The 14,154-nt window shown below is 68.0% G+C and carries 15 protein-coding genes, 4 tRNA genes and 1 pseudogene; 4 read left to right on the top strand and 16 right to left on the bottom strand.

The genetic code is table 11. The features are described from left to right. Both P2P98_RS16145 and pdxS read right to left on the bottom strand, forming a co-directional pair. A pseudogene (locus P2P98_RS16145) lies at nt 1-114 on the bottom strand (pyridoxal 5'-phosphate synthase glutaminase subunit PdxT); the annotation flags it as partial. Then, complete coding sequence (gene pdxS, locus P2P98_RS16140; protein WP_058595689.1) at nt 104-988, bottom strand: pyridoxal 5'-phosphate synthase lyase subunit PdxS; 885 nt, start codon at nt 986-988, stop codon at nt 104-106. The gene pdxS and the pseudogene P2P98_RS16145, both read right to left, overlap by 11 nt. 118 nt (nt 989-1,106) lie before the next feature. Between pdxS and P2P98_RS16135 the strand changes: the two genes are divergently transcribed. Beyond that, the gene (locus tag P2P98_RS16135) at nt 1,107-2,447 is read left to right on the top strand and encodes an aminotransferase class I/II-fold pyridoxal phosphate-dependent enzyme (protein ID WP_275801231.1); all 1,341 of its coding nucleotides are present in this window, start codon (nt 1,107-1,109) and stop codon (nt 2,445-2,447) included. Continuing rightward, the gene (gene pdxY / locus P2P98_RS16130) at nt 2,444-3,298 is read left to right on the top strand and encodes a pyridoxal kinase PdxY (protein WP_275801229.1); all 855 of its coding nucleotides are present in this window, start codon (nt 2,444-2,446) and stop codon (nt 3,296-3,298) included. Before P2P98_RS16135 ends, pdxY begins: the two co-directional genes overlap by 4 nt. 198 nt (nt 3,299-3,496) lie before the next feature. Here the strand turns inward: pdxY and P2P98_RS16125 are convergent, their stop codons facing one another. Next, on the bottom strand, nt 3,497-4,021 hold the full coding sequence (locus tag P2P98_RS16125) for an HIT domain-containing protein (protein ID WP_275801236.1): 525 nt from the start codon (nt 4,019-4,021) through the stop codon (nt 3,497-3,499). A gap of 110 nt (nt 4,022-4,131) precedes the next feature. Then, on the bottom strand, nt 4,132-6,117 hold the full coding sequence (gene thrS / locus P2P98_RS16120) for a threonine--tRNA ligase (RefSeq protein WP_275801227.1): 1,986 nt from the start codon (nt 6,115-6,117) through the stop codon (nt 4,132-4,134). A gap of 82 nt (nt 6,118-6,199) precedes the next feature. Between thrS and P2P98_RS16115 the strand changes: the two genes are divergently transcribed. Then, entirely contained in the window at nt 6,200-7,351 is a 1,152-nt protein-coding gene (locus P2P98_RS16115) for an SLC13 family permease (RefSeq protein ID WP_275801225.1), read from the top strand. Between the two features lie 3 nt (nt 7,352-7,354). Here P2P98_RS16115 and P2P98_RS16110 read toward each other — a convergent pair whose 3' ends face one another. The 7 genes from P2P98_RS16110 to P2P98_RS16080 form a co-directional block, all read right to left on the bottom strand. Then, entirely contained in the window at nt 7,355-7,747 is a 393-nt protein-coding gene (locus P2P98_RS16110) for a PPOX class F420-dependent oxidoreductase (protein ID WP_275801223.1), read from the bottom strand. A 39-nt stretch (nt 7,748-7,786) separates the two neighbouring features. Then, nucleotides 7,787-8,170 carry an ATP-dependent DNA ligase gene (locus P2P98_RS16105; protein WP_275801221.1) on the bottom strand — a complete coding sequence of 128 codons (384 nt, stop codon included), beginning with the start codon at nt 8,168-8,170 and terminating at the stop codon, nt 7,787-7,789. A gap of 194 nt (nt 8,171-8,364) precedes the next feature. Further along, nucleotides 8,365-8,778, bottom strand: coding sequence for a PPOX class F420-dependent oxidoreductase (locus tag P2P98_RS16100; RefSeq protein WP_275801220.1), 414 nt, complete (start codon nt 8,776-8,778; stop codon nt 8,365-8,367). A 65-nt stretch (nt 8,779-8,843) separates the two neighbouring features. Next, nucleotides 8,844-9,215, bottom strand: coding sequence for a hypothetical protein (locus tag P2P98_RS16095; protein ID WP_275801219.1), 372 nt, complete (start codon nt 9,213-9,215; stop codon nt 8,844-8,846). 99 nt (nt 9,216-9,314) lie between these two features. Beyond that, nucleotides 9,315-9,386: transfer RNA gene (locus P2P98_RS16090), tRNA-Val, on the bottom strand. Nucleotides 9,387-9,413: 27 nt separating this feature from the next. Beyond that, a tRNA-Cys gene (locus P2P98_RS16085) sits at nt 9,414-9,484 on the bottom strand. Nucleotides 9,485-9,549: 65 nt separating this feature from the next. Beyond that, nucleotides 9,550-9,621: transfer RNA gene (locus P2P98_RS16080), tRNA-Gly, on the bottom strand. A gap of 152 nt (nt 9,622-9,773) precedes the next feature. Between P2P98_RS16080 and P2P98_RS16075 the strand changes: the two genes are divergently transcribed. Continuing rightward, a tRNA-Val gene (locus tag P2P98_RS16075) sits at nt 9,774-9,849 on the top strand. Between the two features lie 114 nt (nt 9,850-9,963). Here P2P98_RS16075 and P2P98_RS16070 read toward each other — a convergent pair. The 5 genes from P2P98_RS16070 to P2P98_RS16050 form a co-directional block, all read right to left on the bottom strand. Next, a complete protein-coding gene (locus tag P2P98_RS16070; protein ID WP_275801218.1) occupies nt 9,964-10,707 on the bottom strand; it encodes an ABC transporter permease in 744 nt (247 codons plus the stop codon). Nucleotides 10,708-10,714: 7 nt separating this feature from the next. After that, on the bottom strand, nt 10,715-11,479 hold the full coding sequence (locus P2P98_RS16065) for an ABC transporter permease (protein WP_275801217.1): 765 nt from the start codon (nt 11,477-11,479) through the stop codon (nt 10,715-10,717). Beyond that, the gene (locus tag P2P98_RS16060; protein ID WP_275801216.1) at nt 11,476-12,213 is read right to left on the bottom strand and encodes an ATP-binding cassette domain-containing protein; all 738 of its coding nucleotides are present in this window, start codon (nt 12,211-12,213) and stop codon (nt 11,476-11,478) included. The genes P2P98_RS16065 and P2P98_RS16060 overlap by 4 nt, the downstream gene beginning before the upstream one ends. Before the next feature lie 75 nt (nt 12,214-12,288). Further along, the gene (locus tag P2P98_RS16055; RefSeq protein ID WP_275801215.1) at nt 12,289-12,933 is read right to left on the bottom strand and encodes a response regulator transcription factor; all 645 of its coding nucleotides are present in this window, start codon (nt 12,931-12,933) and stop codon (nt 12,289-12,291) included. Next, entirely contained in the window at nt 12,930-13,982 is a 1,053-nt protein-coding gene (locus P2P98_RS16050) for an ATP-binding protein (RefSeq protein ID WP_275801214.1), read from the bottom strand. The genes P2P98_RS16055 and P2P98_RS16050 overlap by 4 nt, the downstream gene beginning before the upstream one ends. Nucleotides 13,983-14,154 lie beyond the last annotated feature (172 nt).

Raw genomic sequence — 14,154 nt, 5'->3', positions numbered from 1 at the left:
CTCGGGTCGACGCACGGGTCGCGCGTCGGCACCGAGGGCCGTCAGCACGGCGAGGTGCTCGCGCACATCGCCCTGCAGGGCGAGGACGCCGACGCGGGGGCTGTTACCAGCCACGCTCGGCCAGGCGGTGCGGAGCGGGGAGGTCGGCGACGTTGATGCCGACCATCGCCTCGCCGAGTCCGCGCGAGGCCTCGGCCACGATCTTGGGGTCGTCGTGGAAGGTGGTCGCCTTGACGATCGCGGCGGCGCGCTCGGCGGGATTGCCCGACTTGAAGATGCCCGAGCCCACGAACACGCCGTCGGCGCCGAGCTGCATCATCATGGCCGCGTCGGCGGGGGTGGCCACTCCCCCGGCGGTGAACAGGACGACGGGCAGCTTCCCGGTCTCGGCGATCTCGGCGACGAGCTCGTACGGGGCCTGCAGCTCCTTGGCTGCGACGTACAGCTCGTCCTTCGTCTTGGCGCGGAGCGCGTTGATCTCGCCCGTGATCGTGCGGATGTGCTTGGTCGCCTCGGAGACGTCGCCGGTGCCGGCCTCGCCCTTCGACCGGATCATGGCGGCGCCCTCGGTGATGCGGCGCAGCGCCTCGCCGAGGCCCGTCGCTCCGCAGACGAACGGCACGGTGAAGTTCCACTTGTCGATGTGGTTCACGTAGTCGGCGGGCGAGAGCACCTCGGACTCGTCGATGTAGTCGACACCGAGTTCCTGCAGGATCTGCGCCTCGACGAAGTGGCCGATGCGGGCCTTCGCCATGACCGGGATCGACACCGACGCGATGATGTCGTCGATCAGGTCGGGGTCGCTCATGCGTGCCACACCGCCCTGCGCGCGGATGTCGGCGGGCACGCGCTCGAGCGCCATGACCGCGACGGCGCCGGCGTCTTCGGCGATGCGGGCCTGCTCGGCGGTGACGACGTCCATGATGACGCCGCCCTTGAGCATCTCGGCGAGGCCGCGCTTGACGCGTGAGGTTCCGGTGTCGGTCATATCCACTCCGTTCCGCGCTCGGGGCGCGATGTGCGGCGCGTCGAGTCGCGCTTCTTTTGGCTTAGGCCAAAACGTAGCATGTCTCAGGCCATAGGGTGGTTCATGACCGAGGGGGCACATGACCATCGACATCACCGGCCGGTCGGCATCCGAGATCGCCACGGATCTGCGTGAGCGCATCGAACGCGGAGAACTCGCGCCGGGAACGCTCCTGCCGTCTGTCCGGACCGTCGCGGCCGACCTCGGCGTCAACCGCAACACCGTCGTCGCGGCTTATCGGCAGCTCTCGCAGGCGGGCCTCGTCGAAGCGCGCGGGCGCGGGGGCACGCGCGTAGCCGACCGCACGACCGTCGCACAGGAGGGTTACGCGCCGGACACGGTGCTGCGCGACGTCGGGACAGGCAACCCCGACCCGGCGCTCATCCCCGATCCCACGAACGCCCTCGTCCGCTCGACCCGCCCCGTGCTGTACGGCGAGCCTGTCATCGACCCGGGGCTCGAGGCCTGGGCGCGTGACTGGATGGCGGACCAGCTCCCCCATGACGATCTGCGCATCACGGTCACCAGCGGCGCGAGCGATGCGATCGAGCGGCTCCTCGCGCAGGCGCTGCAGCGAGACGATGCGGTGGCGCTCGAAGACCCGTGCTTCCTCTCCGCGCTGCACACGGTGCGGACGGGAGGATATCGCGCGATCCCGGTGGAGGTGGATGCCGACGGTATGACCGTCGAGGGACTCCGCGCCGCGCTCGACGCCGGCGTGAGAGCCGTGATCGTGACGCCTCGCGCCCACAACCCGACCGGCGCGAGTCTCAGCGCCGAGCGCGCGGCGGCCCTCCGCGACGTGCTGGCCGCGCACCCGTACGTCCTCGTGATCGAGGACGATCATTTTTCGCTCCTCTCCCGCGCCCCGCTCCACTCCGTCATCGGGTCGGGGCAGCGCCGGTGGGCGCGCATCCGCTCGATGTCGAAGTTCCTGGGGCCGGACACGTGCCTCGCGGTGACGGCATCCGATCCCGACACCGCCGACGGACTCGCCGTGCGGCTCACGCCCGGGACGACATGGGTGAGCCACATCCTCCAGCGCATGACGCACGCGCTCGTCACCGACGACGGCGTCCGCGCCGACATCGAGCGCGCCGCAGTCCACTACGCCGACCGCAACGCGGCGTTCGCCGCCGCGCTGACCGAACGTGGACTGCCGGTCGCCCCGGGCGACGGACTCAACCTCTGGGTGCCCCTCCCCGTTCCCGCGGCCACGGTGCGCGACGACCTCATGCGCCGAGGCTGGCTCGTTCGTGAGGGGGATCCGTTCTTCCTCTCCTCCGGTCCGTCCGGGTCGTTCCTGCGGCTGACGGTGCACGACCTCGACGACACCGCGGCCCGGACACTGGCCGATGACATCGCCGCCGCTGCGGGAACGCGTCGACCGCCCGCTCGAGGTGGAAGGATCGAGGCATGAAGGTTCTCTCGATCCAGTCCGCCGTCGCGTACGGGCATGTCGGCAACTCCGCCGCGGTGTTCCCCCTCCAGCGCATCGGCGTCGAGGTTCTCCCCGTCTACACGGTCAACTTCTCGAACCACACCGGGTACGGGGCATGGCGCGGTCCGCTGATCTCCCCCGACGACGTCGCCGCGGTGATCACGGGCATCGAGGAGCGCGGCGTCTTCCCCGAGATCGACGTCGTCCTCTCGGGGTACCAGGGTGGCGAGGGCATCGCCGACGTGATCATCGACACCGTCGCGCGGGTGAAGAAGGCGAATCCGGATGCCGTCTACGCCTGCGACCCGGTCATGGGCAACGCCAAGTCGGGATGCTTCGTGGCCCCCGCGATCCCCGAGCTCCTGCGTGAGCGCGTCGTCCCCGTCGCGGACATCCTCACCCCGAACCAGTTCGAGCTCGGTTTCCTCACCGGCACCGAACCGGGGAGCATCGACTCGACCCTCGCCTCGGCTGATGCGCTGCGCGCTCGCGGGCCGCGAACGATCCTCGTGACGAGCGTCGAGCGTCCGGACCGCGAGGCCGACACGATCGAGATGATGGTCGTCGACGACAATGGCGCCTGGATCGTGCAGACGCCGCTCATCCCGATGAAGGCCAACGGGTCCGGCGACGTGACCGCAGCGCTGTTCACGGCGCACTACCGTCGCAGCGGCGGCGACGCGGCCGACGCGCTGGCCCGCACGGCATCCAGCGTCTTCGATCTGCTGACGAACACGTACGAGTCGGGTTCGCGCGAACTGCGTCTCATCGAGTCGCAGGAGGCCTACGCCCACCCGCGCCTGCAGTTCTCGGTCCGCCAGGTGCGCTGAGGTTCCGCGTTGGCCGCCGGGATTCGTTTGCCGAAGATCGTCGGTGCTGCGCGACGCTCGTGACCATCCGAGGCAAACAGGCGGGCGGGCGTCGTTTCGTTTGACGCAGATGGACGAGGTGAGCGCCGGTAAGCGCGCATCAGCGGCAAACGACGTCAGCAGGTGCCCGCGGGCGTGTGCGGCAGTGCCAGGGTGCGCTCAGTCGGCCCAGGCGTCCGCGACCGTGCGGCGCACGTCGCCGAGGAGCTGCGGCAGGGCTTTCGTCTTGGCGATGATCGGGAAGAAGTTCGCGTCCGAGGCCCACCGGGGCACGATGTGCTGGTGCAGGTGCGCGTCGACACCGGCCCCCGCGATCGCGCCCTGGTTCATGCCGAGGTTGAAGCCGTCGCACCGCGACACCGCGCGCAGAACGCGCATCCCGCGCTGAGTCAGCGCGCCGATCTCGGCCACCTCTTCGTCGGTCGCCTGGTCGTACGTGGCGATGTGACGGTACGGGCACACCAGCAGGTGACCCGAGTTGTACGGGAAGAGGTTGAGCAGTACGTAGGCGGTCTTCCCGCGCGCGACGATCAGGCCGTCCTCGTCGGACTTGCCGGGCGCCGCGCAGAAGGGGCAGTTCTGCTCCATCGGCTCGCGACCAGCCGAGATGTACGCCATGCGGTGCGGGGTCCACAGTCGCTGGAACTCGTCCGGCACTCCCGGAAGCGTCGCGGCGTCGACCAGCTCGGCGTCGGTGGTCGCGGGTCCGGATGCGGTGACGGCAGGCTGCTCCCTGGCGGGCGTGGCGCCGGACGAGGGCGACGAGCCCGCCGCCACGGCATCCGGATCGCTCGTCACGCGAGATCCTCCGCGGTGTTCACGAGCGTGCGAGCCGCGATGGCGCCGGTGATGCGCGCGACGGCCTCGTCGACCGGGATGCCATTGAGCTGCGTCCCATCACGGAACCGGAACGAGACCGTGCCGTTCGAGCGGTCCTGCTCGCCGGCGATCAGCATGAGCGGCACCTTCTGCGTGGTGTGCGTGCGGATCTTCTTCTGCATGCGGTCGTCGCTGTGATCGGCCTCGGCGCGCACGCCCTTGGTCTTGAGGTCGGCGACGATGCTCTGCAGGTAGTCGCCGTACTCGGCGGCCACCGGAACGGCCACGACCTGCACGGGTGCGAGCCACACGGGGAATGCGCCGGCGTAGTGCTCGAGCAGGATCGCGAAGAAGCGCTCGACCGAGCCGAAGAGGGCGCGGTGGATCATGACGGGACGGTGCTTCTCGCCGTCGGGACCGGTGTACTCGAGCTCGAATCGTTCGGGCTGGTTGAAGTCGAGCTGGATCGTCGACATCTGCCAGGTGCGGCCGATGGCGTCGCGCGCCTGCACCGAGATCTTCGGGCCGTAGAACGCCGCCCCGCCCGGGTCGGGCACGAGCTCGAGGCCCGACGCCTCGGCGACTTCGCGCAACGTCTCGGTGGCCTCGACCCAGAGGGAGTCGTCGCCGATGAACTTCGGGTTGCCCTCCTCCTTGGTCGACAGCTCGAGGTAGAAGTCGTTCAGGCCGTAGTCGCGCAAGGTCTGCAGCACGAAGTCGAGGCTGTGGGTGAGCTCGCCCTTCACCTGTTCGGCGGTCACGTAGATGTGCGTGTCGTCCTGGGTCATGCCGCGCACACGGGTGAGGCCCGACAGCGTGCCGCTCTTCTCGTAGCGGTACACCGACCCGAACTCGCTCAGGCGCAGGGGCAGCTCGCGGTAGCTGCGTCCGCGCGAGCGGAAGATCAGGTTGTGGAAGGGGCAGTTCATGGGCTTCAGGTAGTACTCCTGGCCCTCGCGCGACACGTGCCCGTCAGCATCCACCACCTCGTCGAGCACCATCGGCGGGTACATGCCGTCGGCGTACCACTGCAGGTGCCCGCTCGTCATGAACAGGTCGCCCTTGGTGATGTGCGGGGTGTTGACGACCTCGTACCCGCTGGCGAGCAGGCGCTCGCGCATGTAGCGTTCGATCTCGTAGCGGATGATGCCGCCCTTGGGGTGGAACACCGAGAGTCCCGGACCGATCTCGTCGGGGAACGAGAAGAGGTCGAGCTCCTTGCCGAGCTTGCGGTGGTCGCGCTTCGCGGCCTCCTCGAGGCGGTGCTGATACGCACGCAGCTCGTCCTTCGTGGGCCACGCGGTGCCGTAGATGCGCTGCAGCTGCGGGTTCTTCTCGCTGCCGCGCCAGTAGGCGCCGGCGATGCGGGTGAGGTCCCACCCGTTGCCGATGAGGCGCGTGCCGGGCACATGGGGTCCGCGGCAGAGGTCTTTCCACGCGGTCTCGCCGTCGCGGGTGACGTTGTCGTAGATCGTCAGCTCGCCGGCGCCGACCTCGACGTTCGCGCCCTCCGCGGCCTCGGCGGAGCCGCCCTTGAGTCCGATGAGCTCGAGCTTGAACGGCTCGTCGACGAGCTCCGCACGGGCCTCGTCGTCGGTGACCACGCGGCGGACGAACCGCTGGTTCTCGCGGACGATCCGCTCCATCTCCTTCTTGATGACCTTGAGGTCTTCCGGGGTGAAGGGCTCGTCGACCTGGAAGTCGTAGTAGAAGCCATCGGTGACGGGCGGGCCGATCCCCAGGTTCGCCTGCGGCTTGACGCGCTGCACCGCCTGCGCGAGCACGTGCGCCGTCGAGTGCCGCAGGATCGACAGACCGTCGGCGCTGTCGATCGTGACGGGCTCCACCTCGTCGTCGGCCGTGACGGTCGTGGCGAGGTCTTTCAGCTCGCCGTTGACGCGCAGGGCGACAACCGATCGGTCGGGGAAGAGGGCGAAGCCATCGGCGGGAAAATCAGTCACAGCACATCTCCTGAAAGGGTCTGTTCCAGGCTACCGGGCGGGCGTGACCTCGATGGCACCCGGCGTGCCTCATAGTGGAGCGGTGACTTTGGCCATCATCGGCGGCGTGCTCTGGATCCTCGGGATCATCGCGCTGCTCACCGGCGTCTTCCCCGCGGATGACGCCCTCGCCGTCGCCGACCGCGTCTGGCCGATCCTGCTGTTCGTCGTCGCCGTCACGATCGTGGCGGAGCTGGCATCCAAAGCCGGACTCTTCGACGTCGTGGCCGCCCGCCTGGCCCGTGTCGCGCGCGGTCGCACGGTGTGGCTGTGGGTGCTCGTCGTGGCGCTCGCGACGGTCGCCACGGCGTTCCTCTCGCTCGACACGACAGCGGTGCTGCTGACGCCGGTCGTGGTCTCGATGGCCGTGGCGCGCAAGCTCGACCCGCTCCCCTTCGCCTTCGTGACCGTCGTGCTCGCGAACACCGCCTCGCTCGTGCTCCCGGTGTCGAACCTCACCAACCTGTTGGCATCCGAAGCCCTCGGGGGTGGACACGACCCGGTCGCCTTCCTCGCTCTGCTCGGGCCGTCGGCGCTGATCGCGATCGCCGTCTCGGTCTCGGTGCTGACGCTGGTGTTCCTCCGCCGTCTCCCGAAGACCTACCCGGATGCCGCCTTCCCCACTGTCTCCGATCCGATCCTCCTGCGCGTCTCGGCCGTGGTGACGGTCGCCCTGCTTCCGCTGCTGGTGGTCGGCCTGGAACCGTGGATGCCGGCGGTCGGCGCCGCGATCGTCCTCGTGGCGGCGTTCGCGTGGCGCGCGCCGCGGGCTCTCGGCATCCGTCTCGTGCCGTGGTCGCTGCTGGTGTTCGCCGGCGGGCTGTTTTTGGCCGTCGGCGCGCTGGAGGCGCTGGGCATCGGCCGCGTCACCTCGGTCCTGGCCGGCACCGGGGACGACCTCGTGTCGCTCTGGCAGGTCGCCGGCGTGGGCGCTCTGGCAGCGAACGGGATCAACAACCTTCCCGCCTACCTTGCGCTCGAATCGGTCGCGGGCTCCCCCGCGCGCCTTGCAGCGCTGCTCATCGGTGTGAATGCGGGGCCGATCGTGACGCCGTGGGCGTCTCTCGCGACCCTCCTCTGGCACGATCGTCTGGTCGCGGCCGGCGTCGAGGTGAAGTGGGGGCGCTTCATCGTGCTCGGCGCGGTGATCGCCCCGCTCATCCTCGTGCTGGGGGTGCTCCCTCTCGCGCTGTGAGGCTCAGTCCTCGTAGGTGCGAGACCACGCCTTACGCGGTTCGATGAACCACACGGCGAGGCCCTCCCGCATTCCGTAGGGGCGTCCCTCGTACAGATGCGAGATGCGGTCGACGTACGGCAGAGCCTCGTCACCCTCCAATCGCTCGACGGCCTCCCCGCGGACGAACGCCATCGAGTACGGGTTGTCGGCGCCGGTCACCGAGATCGCCACGCGCGGATCGCGGCGCAGGTTCCGGTCCTTCAGGGCGTCGATCTCGGTGAAGAACATCAGCCGCTCGCCGTCCACCCCCACCCAGAGCGGGGTCGAATGCGGAGAGCCGTCGCGCATGAGTGTCGCCAGGTGGGCCACCGCCGTCGTCTCGAAGAAGGGCTTGGTCTCGATCCAGTCGCTCATGAGAGCGTCAACCCGCGCCGCGGGGGTCGACATTCCCGGTCAGGAGTGCGCATCCGAGGCCATCGGTTCGTTCGGCACCTCGCGGAAGACCATCTCCTCCCGCTGCATGCTCTCTCGCGGCGTGAACTCCTCGGGCTCCGGGATGACGTAGAGCCCGCGACCCGAGTTGGCGTTGTACGTCAGAGCGTGCAGCCACGGTGCGCTCAACTGCGGGGTGCGACTGCCGTGGTACTTGAACACCAGCGAGACGTTCGGGTGGATGTACACGGTCGTGCGCCCGCCTCCGGTGCTGATGTCGTCCTTCCAGGTGAACGGGAAGCTCTCTCCCCGTCGGACCTTGGCCATGATGACCGCCTGCAGGTGCGCCAGGAGCCGGTCCTCGAACTCCATCTTCGTGGTGCCGTCGTAGATGAACTTGCCCATGCACAACCTCGTCGCCGGCACCTCGTCGCACCGCGCATCTTCCGGCGAGAAGAAGGGGGACGCGGATGCCGGGGGTGCCAGCCGCTTTCCAGCAACCTTTCGCGACTCGGCGAGAACAGCAAACCCCCTTGCGCGAGACTGCGGTTCGGGTACACCCTGCGGCGTGTGGCGGCCCGCGACGTCCCGACGGAGCGTCAGTCTCCGCGACTGATGCGGAGGATCACCCGGTCGCCCGGACGTCGCTGGATCTTGCGCACCAGCGCCTCGAATCCGAGGATCGCGCGGTACTGCAGACCGTACTTCCGACGCAGTGCCGAGTCCGCGCGCGGGTCATCGGTCGCGGGGCCGGCGACTCGTCCGTGCGCCGCGACGGTGATGGCATCCGGTTCGACCGATCCCATGCGGCTGCACGGGCGCACGGTGACGCGCGGGTCGTTGCGGAGGCGCTTGACCTTGCCGGTGTTGCGTTCGCTCGTGACGACGAGTTCGTCACCGTCACGAGCGATCCAGACGGGGACGGCGACCTCGGCGCCGTTGCGACGGAAGGTTCCGAGCGAGACGAACGGCGACGCGGCGATCTCACGCCAGTGCGTGTCGGGAACGGTCATGCGAACACGCTAGCCGCCGTGGCGGGCCGGCGTGGGGGACTTGCGGCGCACGGGCTCGATACGGATCAGCCGTGCGTTCCGCTCTGGCGGTCCCACTCGAGCGACTTCCACTGGAGGAACGAACAGAGGTTGCCGGCGATCACGAGCTCGGCCGCGAGCGAAGCAATGTCGTGGATCGAGAGCGTGAGATCTTCGGGGCGCCCCGTGAGCGTCGCTTCCCACACGGGGTCGTCGTAGCCGCGCGGCTGCATGTAGATCGACGCCTTCGCATTGCGCAGGCTCATCACGACGAGCCCGGTGTCTTGACCGTCGGCGTCTTCTTGCTGGGCGACTCGAAGGGCCCCCGCCACGATGTGGCCCTGATTTTTGAACTCCTGCACCCACTCTTCGAGCTGCTCACGCGATCGACGCGGGGGCGAATCCTGAAGCTCCTCCATAGAAGACAGGATGCCATGACCCGCCGACATCGCCGCTGTCGCGCGAGCGACAGCAGCGGGAACGAGAAAACCCCCGGCGGAACCGGGGGTTTCATTCGGTGCGCGATACTGGGATCGAACCAGTGACCTCTTCCGTGTCAGGGAAGCGCGCTACCGCTGCGCCAATCGCGCCTATACAGGCTGTTCAGTTATGAAGCGAGGTGGCGACGGGATTCGAACCCGTGTAAACGGCTTTGCAGGCCGGTGCCTAGCCGCTCGGCCACGCCACCGTGTGTGGTTCGACCCACGTGTCGTGATCTCTCGTCGGTTTCCCTGACGAAGATCCCTTCACTCGAGCGGATGACGAGATTCGAACTCGCGACCCTCACCTTGGCAAGGTGATGCGCTACCACTGCGCTACATCCGCATTTCGTTTTCGGGGCTTGCCCCGAGCACTCGTAAGACATTACCCGATCTGGGCACGGGTGCAAAACCAGGCGCGCCCCGGGTGTGTCTCGACGGCGTGGTTCGGAGCACGTCGTGGCATCCGGTACGATCGATGAGTCCCGTTCGGGATGCGGGCGATTGGCGCAGTTGGTAGCGCGCTTCCTTCACACGGAAGAGGTCATCAGTTCGAGTCTGGTATCGCCCACCACTGGAGGCCCGGAATCACGCGGAACGCGGAGATTTCGGGCCTTCTTCGTCGGCGAGATCGACCTCGTGCGTGTGCACTCGGCCCCGCCCGGGTGGTGGGCTGCTGGCGCGGGTCTCAGCCCGTGGTGTCGCGCCTACGGAAGACGAGCCACGACGCGATGCAGAGCAACGCTGCCCAGGCTGCCATGACGACTGCCCCGGGTATCGGGTCGAGGAGTCCGACTCCCGGGTAGCCGGTGAGGAGCTGCAGTCCGGCGAGATCGGGCAGAAATCTCAACGCCGGAACGGGGCCCAGCCAAGAGATCGTCAGCCCGAGAACCAGAGGCACGAGTACGACGAGCGTCACGATGAACGTGCGGGCCAGGACGGTGACGGCTGCGGCGATGAGCCCGATCAGCGCATAGTTCACGGCAACGCCGACCAGGTTCCACCCCATGCCCGCCGTGAACTCACTGACGGAAAGACCGTGTTCACCGAGTGCCGCGTGTTCGAGGAGCACGGCAGCGCTCGTGGCGACGATGCCGACAGCCACCGCCGCTGCCGCGGTCACGATGAACTTCGCCGCGAGCACACGCCCCCGCCGGGGTGTGGCCGTCAGAGTGGTGGCGAGCTGTGCGTCGATGTACTCGGTTCCGGCCACGAGAGCTGCGAGCAGAATGATCAGCGGCTGTCCGAACCCGGCGGTCTCGAACCCGTGAGACTCGATGGGGAACGACGCCGTTGTTGGCGCTTCGCCGTCGACGGCGAGCGCAGAGGCGAACGCGAGGACAGGGGGGACGAGGAGCGCGGCAGCGATCGTGCCTTGAATGCTTCGAAGAGTGAGCGCCTTGGTCCATTCGGCGCGGAGCGTGTGGATCACCTGTGCCTCACAGGTCTCGGCGCACGAACGAGACCGCTGCTGCGGTGAGCAGCACCGTTGCCCATCCGGCTTGGACGATGCCGCCCAAGGGCGGGTCGAGGTATGTGCCGGTCGCGGGGTTCGAGGAAAGAGCGGCACCCGCGGCAACGGGGAGATACTTCGCGCCGGCCCAGAACACGGTGAGGAAGTCACCGACCCCGATGACGAGCGGGACGACGAGGATGAGCGGCAGGATGACAGTGCGGGCGAGCACGCCGACGGCGAAGGCCGTCAGCGCGGTGAGCGTCCATGCGACGGTGACGCCGCCGAGGTTCGCCCAGATCGCCGGGTTCAACGTCCACGGATCGACACCGGTCTCTCCCACGAGGTGCGTGATCACCAGAGTGCCCCACATGGTCGAGAAGGCGATCGCCGCGACCGTGATCGCGAGCAGCAGCGTCTTCGTTGCGAACACGCGCAACCGCTGTGGGGTGGCCAGCAGCGTCGTGCGAATCTGTTGATTGCCGCCGTACTCGCTTCCGGCCCACAGCGCGGAGAGGACGACGACGAGGACATACCCGAACCCGGCCATCTCGAACCCCTGGAACGCGAGAGGGATCGGTTCGGAAGAGAAGAGGCGTGGGTCATCGGACGCCACCCCGACGGCGGTCGCCGCGTTGGCCCAGGCCATCGGCCAGCTGCCGAGGACGGCTGCGGCCCCGAGAATCCACGTTGCGCGGCCGGTGCGAAGTTTGGTGGCTTCGGAACGCACGAGGGGTAGGAGACCGTTCATGCCGTCGCCCCGTCCACGTCTCCGGCCCGGTAGTCGGTGTGCTTGTCCGTGAGCTCGAAGAACGCGTCTTCCAGGGTGCGGTGCGTGCCGATGACCTCTGCTGTGCTGCCCGTTGCGAGAACGCGGCCGCGAGCGATGATCACGACATCGTCGGCGGTGTCCTGCATCTCGCTCATCAGGTGACTCGACACCAACACAGCCTTGCCATCGTCGGCGAGGAGGCGCAGAAAGCGCCTTGTCCAACGGATGCCGTCGGGATCGAGTCCGTTTGTGGGCTCGTCCAGCACGAGCACGTCAGGGTCGCCGAGGAGGGCTGTGGCGATGCCGAGGCGTCGCCCCATGCCGAGCGAGAATCCGCGGATTCGCATTTTCGCGGCATCCCGCAGTCCGGTGAGTTCCAGTACCTCGTCCACTCGTCGGGTGGGGATGGCGTTCGACTGCGCCACCCAGGTCAGGTGCGCCTTCGCGGTGCGGCCCGTGTTCGCGCCGGGGCCGTCGAGCATCGCTCCCACCGTCCACAACGGACGTTCCAGCGATCGATACGGCCGACCATCGATCAGCGCGGTGCCGCTGGTCGCACGATCCAATCCGAGCAAGACCCGCAGCGTCGAGCTCTTCCCCGCGCCGTTGGGTCCGAGACAGCCGGTGACCCGCCCCGGAAGAGCGGTGAAACTGACATCGTCGACCACGGTGCGTGAGCCGTGACGCTTGACCAGGTGACTGACTTCGATCATGCCTCCCAGCCAACTGGGCCGGCGTGCCGGCGTCAGTCTGCGAGAGTTGACAATCGCGGGCTTCGGGTCATCGGATCACGTGGATGCCGGGGTCACAATGCCGTTCTCGTAAGCGATGACGACGAGCCCCGCCCGGTCCCGGGCCTGGAGTTTCGTCAGAATCCGGCTCACGTAGGTGCGCACGGTCGTTACGGTGACGAACAGGTCATCCGCGATCTCGGCGTTCGATCTGCCCTGCCCGATGAGAGCCAGCGTCTCGCGCTCCCGCGCCGTGAGGTGGCTGAGTCGGTGGTCCTCGCGCACGGGGGCGAAACGTCCGATCAACCGCTTCGTCACTTCCGGGGCGAGCAGCGCATTGCCCTCGTGTGTCACGCGTACTGCGTGCAGCACCTCGCCGGGCGGACTGTTCTTCAGCAGGAACCCTGAGGCGCCGGCCCGGAGTGCCTCGTACACGTACTCATCGAGATCGAACATCGTCAGCACGATCACCCGCGGCCCGTCGGGCTCCCCGGCGAGGACGCGGGTCGCTTCCAGCCCGGTCATCCGCGGCATCTGCACGTCCATCAAGACGACATCCGGATGCAGACTTGCCGCACGCTCGACCGCGTCCGTGCCGTCTGTAGCCTCGCCAACCACCTCCATGCCGGCCTCGCTGTCGACCAGCATTCGAAGCGATGAGCGGATCGACGGTTCATCGTCCGCGATGAGCACCCTGATCACATTCGTCCTTGCGGTCTGCTCGGAGTTCCCACTAGCGGAATGGTCGCCGACACCGTGAAGCCCGACGTCGAGGAGGCGAAGTCCACCGTCCCACCCAGGAGCTCGATCCTCTCGCGCATACCCGCCAAACCGTGACCGGGCTGGAACGTGCGCGGAGCGCCATGTCCATCGTCCTGAATCCCCACCGTCACCGACTCCGAGGACACGTGAAGCCTCACGACGGCGAGGGACGCCGCCGCGTGCCGGATGACGTTCGTCACCGCTTCTTGGACAACTCTGAGCACCGTCGTACGTACATCGGACGGGAGCCCATCGATCGTTTCGTCGGAGTCGATACGGACGGAGATACCGGCCCGCTCAGCAGACATCGCAAGACGTGCGAGCGCTGTCGACAGCGGACTCGAGGTGACATTCTCCGCCTCGGTGCCGGTTCGCTCCCTCTGCAGGAGGCCTTTCAACTGAAACAGAGAGGCTCTCGCATCACCCTCGATCCCCCGCAGCACCTCACGCAGTTGCTCGGTGCCGAGAGTGCTCACATGGGCGGCGACTCCCGCTTGCACCCCGATCGTTCCGAGGGAGTGAGACAGCACATCGTGTACGTCGCGCGCCACGCGAAGACGCTCCTCGGCGCGCGACCGAGCCGTCGCTTCCTCCCTGACCTCTCGTGTCCGCACGCCGAGCACCCACGCGACGCACAACACGACAGCGCTCAACACCATCCCGCGGAAACGATCCTCGACGCCCTCCGTACCGAGGAACGCCGAGGTGAGCACCACGAGGACGACGCCGGCGAACATCCACCACGGGAACCTGCGTCCTCCGCGCTTCTCCGCCAGTCGGAACACCGCGAATCCCGTCAACATGAACGGATCGGCAGTGACGTGGAGGGTCCATCCGCATGCTGTCGCGGCAGCCGTCACGACCACTCCGAGAAACGGCAGGCGCGAACCGGCCATCACACCGACCACCGCGGTAGCGCCCAAAGCGAGCTGAGTCCATCGTGCGGCGAGATCCTCCGGCGTGACCGTCAACCAGAGTCCCAGGAACACGGTGAGTCCGAGGATCAGGCCCGTCAGAAGGCCCCTCCGCAACCGAGTGCCGGAAAACCCGCGCGAGCGTGAACCGCGGCGATGACGACTCCCACCCACCGACCCCGCTCCTCTCCATCGGCGTTCTCGCGGTTCGCCCAGGGCCTCCGCGCGCTCCGCGACGACGCGGTCG

It is taken from the genome of Microbacterium sp. Kw_RZR3, assembly GCF_029222405.1.
Taxonomy (GTDB): Bacteria; Actinomycetota; Actinomycetes; order Actinomycetales; family Microbacteriaceae; genus Microbacterium.
This window is presented reverse-complemented; position numbering and strand designations above follow the sequence as displayed.